Here is a 2,631-nt window from a genome sequence, read left to right as displayed (position 1 = left end):
CGCCACCAGTACCAGCCGCCGCCGCAGTGCCCGCACATCACGTACTTCCCTGCCGCGGTCGCGGTGACCTGTTCCTTGGCGGCCATCAGCGTCCCTTTCGTGGGTCGTCGTCAGGCTCCGTCCGAGCCTGAGCGTTCGGGTTTCCCTGGTCGAGCTGGATCGTCCCGTCCGCCAGGATGTCGGCGGTGGTGCGCAGGTCGACCTGCGGCGGGAACAGGCTCATCGTGTGCAGGGCCGGTGGGCCGTTCTCGGCGGCGGAGTGCGCGACGGCGTCGGTGACCACGCTGAGCCGCACCCCGGCATCGGCCGCGGGGAGCACGGTCGAGATGACGCAGCAGTCGGTGGTCACGCCCGTGACCAGCAGATGTGTGGCTGGGTTCGTGGCCCAGCCCACGCGCTCGGCCAGCTGCTGCCCCCATTTCCCGAACGTCGGCTCGTCGATCGTCGGATGGGCGCTCAGCCCCTGGGCGGGCGCGACCAGCTCGTACCGGGGATCCTCCGCCGGGACGTCGGCGAAGGGCCAGGCATGGAAATAGTCGCCCCAGGCTGTGGCCCGGTCCGCGGTGGGCAGCCAACGGGTGATCAGCGTGCGCTCGGGGCCGACGGACTCCGCCAGGCGCGCGATGTTCTCCATCGCGGTGGGGAAGAATGGCGAGCACCACTCGGAGGCGGGGTCGGCGAAGATCCGTTGCGGATCGATGATCAGGAGCCAGGGCTGGGGCTCGGGAGCGGGGTCGGAATGACGGGCGGCACTGTCCATAGGGGGACTCTACGAGAGCGGAGGACGTGGGGTCCGCTGTCCACAATCCCCGCTGCACGCAGCGCCTGCCGCCCGCAGTATCCGCAGCACCCAGCGCCACCCAGCATCGGTGGCCCCCTGCGTGTCAGGGTGAGTTGAGACCAGTGGTTCATAGCAAGTCCGCCTTCGCAGGGCGAGATCAGGAACGACCCCGATGAGCATCTCGACTCTCTCCACGCTGCCGTCGTCGACCCGCGATGATGGGTCCATGAGCAGTTCGCATCCCCGCGCCGATGGTCCGCGCCGTCGCCGGTTCACGCCCGAGCAGAAGCTCGCCCACCTGGCCGCCTACGAGGAGGCCTGCGAGCAGCAGCAAGGCGGTGCCTACCTGCGCCGCGAGGGCCTGTATTCCTCGTTGATCACCGAGTGGCGGCGGCTGCGCGATGCCGGCGTGCTGCAGGGCAAACAGCCCGGGCAGGCGATCGGCCGGCCCAGCAAGGAGCAGGCCGAGATCGCCCGGTTGCGGCGCGAGCTGGAGACGACCCAGCAGCGCCTGGATCGCACCGAGACCGCGCTGGAGATCATGGGAAAAGCACGCGCGCTCTTGGAGGACATCTCCGAGAGCGCGGATACCGAGACCAAGCGCAACAAGCGCTGATGAACGCCTACACCGACCTCACCGTCCAGGGGACACCCACCCGGGCCGCGTCGGTCTTGACCGGCATCTCGCGGGCGACAGCCAGTCGCCGGCAGCAGCGCCCGGGGCCACCCGTGCCGCGGGAGGTGGTGCCGGCCAACCGGCTCTCGCGCACCGAACGGGCGAGGGTGCTTGCGGTGCTGACCAGCGACGAGTTCGTCGATGCCACCCCGATACAGATCTTCGCCGAGTTGCTGGACCGTGGGATCTACCTGTGCTCGGTCTCCACGATGTATCGGGTACTGCGGGAGAACACCCTGGTCACAGAGCGTCGCAGGCAGGCCAGGCATCCGGCGAGGGCGATCCCCGAGCTGGTCGCCACGGCACCTGGGCAGGTCTATTCCTGGGACATCACCAAGCTGCCTGGCCCGGTCCGGGGCGTCTACTACGACGCCTACGTGATGATCGATATCTACTCCCGCTACCTCGTCGGCGTCCACGTCCACGCCCGCGAGTCCGGGCCCCTGGCCGAGGAGATGATGCGCGAGGTGTTCGCCATCCACGGCATCCCCGAGGTGGTCCACGCCGACCGCGGCACCTCGATGACCTCGAAGACCGTCGCGACGCTGCTCGCCGATCTGGAGGTCACCCGCTCGCACTCGCGCCCGAAGGTCTCCAACGACAACCCCTACTCCGAGGCCTGGTTCAAGACGCTGAAGTACGCCCCGGTCTTCCCCGACCGATTCGGCTCTCTCAGCGATGCCAGGGCGTTCATGGACGCGTTCCGCGACCGCTACAACCACGAGCACCACCACGGCGGTCTGGGCCTGCACACGCCGGCGGAGGTTCACTACGGCCTCGCCGCCGCGAAGGCCGCCGACCGCGCCGACGTCCTCAACACCGCCCGGAACGCCCACCCCGAACGGTTCAGCACCCCAACTGCCGTCCCGAAGATCCTCACGCTGCCCGACGCAGCCTGGATCAACAAGCCCGCCAACCACGACGACCAGCAGGCCTACCAGACCGCCGCCTGACTCCCACTGGCCTCATTCACCTTGACAAATTCCGCTCCGCCACCTGGGTGACGGTGAGGTCGGTCCGTTCGAGGAGCTCGCGAGCGTGGTCGATGCGGGCGCGGAGCACCCACTGCATCGGGGTGATCCCCGTATCCGCGGTGAAGCGTCGGGAGAAGGTGCGGGGCGAGACGTTGGCCTGCTGCGCGAGCGCGGCCAGCGAGAGATCCTCCCGGAGATGT

Annotated in this window: 3 protein-coding genes; 1 reads left to right on the top strand and 2 read right to left on the bottom strand. The window is 68.9% G+C overall.

Features of this window, described 5'->3' with window-relative positions; translation table 11 throughout:
• Positions 1-85 precede the first annotated feature (85 nt).
• On the bottom strand, positions 86-760 hold the full coding sequence (locus tag ACTH43_RS18480; protein ID WP_441446345.1) for a cysteine hydrolase family protein: 675 nt from the start codon (positions 758-760) through the stop codon (positions 86-88).
• A gap of 247 nt (positions 761-1,007) precedes the next feature.
• Between ACTH43_RS18480 and ACTH43_RS18475 the strand changes: the two genes are divergently transcribed.
• Positions 1,008-2,410 (top strand): IS3 family transposase gene (locus tag ACTH43_RS18475; protein WP_420866756.1). Its coding sequence is split into 2 segments (ribosomal slippage): positions 1,008-1,371 and positions 1,371-2,410, totalling 1,404 coding nucleotides; the frame shifts between segments, so codons are not numbered across the junction.
• A 16-nt stretch (positions 2,411-2,426) separates the two neighbouring features.
• Here the strand turns inward: ACTH43_RS18475 and ACTH43_RS18470 are convergent.
• Positions 2,427-2,631, bottom strand: a 205-nt coding sequence (locus ACTH43_RS18470; RefSeq protein ID WP_441446344.1) for a helix-turn-helix domain-containing protein, incomplete at its 5' end; no start/stop codon positions are given.

The organism is Brachybacterium sp. (genome assembly GCF_052095815.1).
Taxonomy (GTDB): Bacteria; Actinomycetota; Actinomycetes; order Actinomycetales; family Dermabacteraceae; genus Brachybacterium.
The sequence above is the reverse complement of the archived record's forward strand: the minus strand, read 5'-3'. Positions and strand labels throughout refer to the sequence as shown.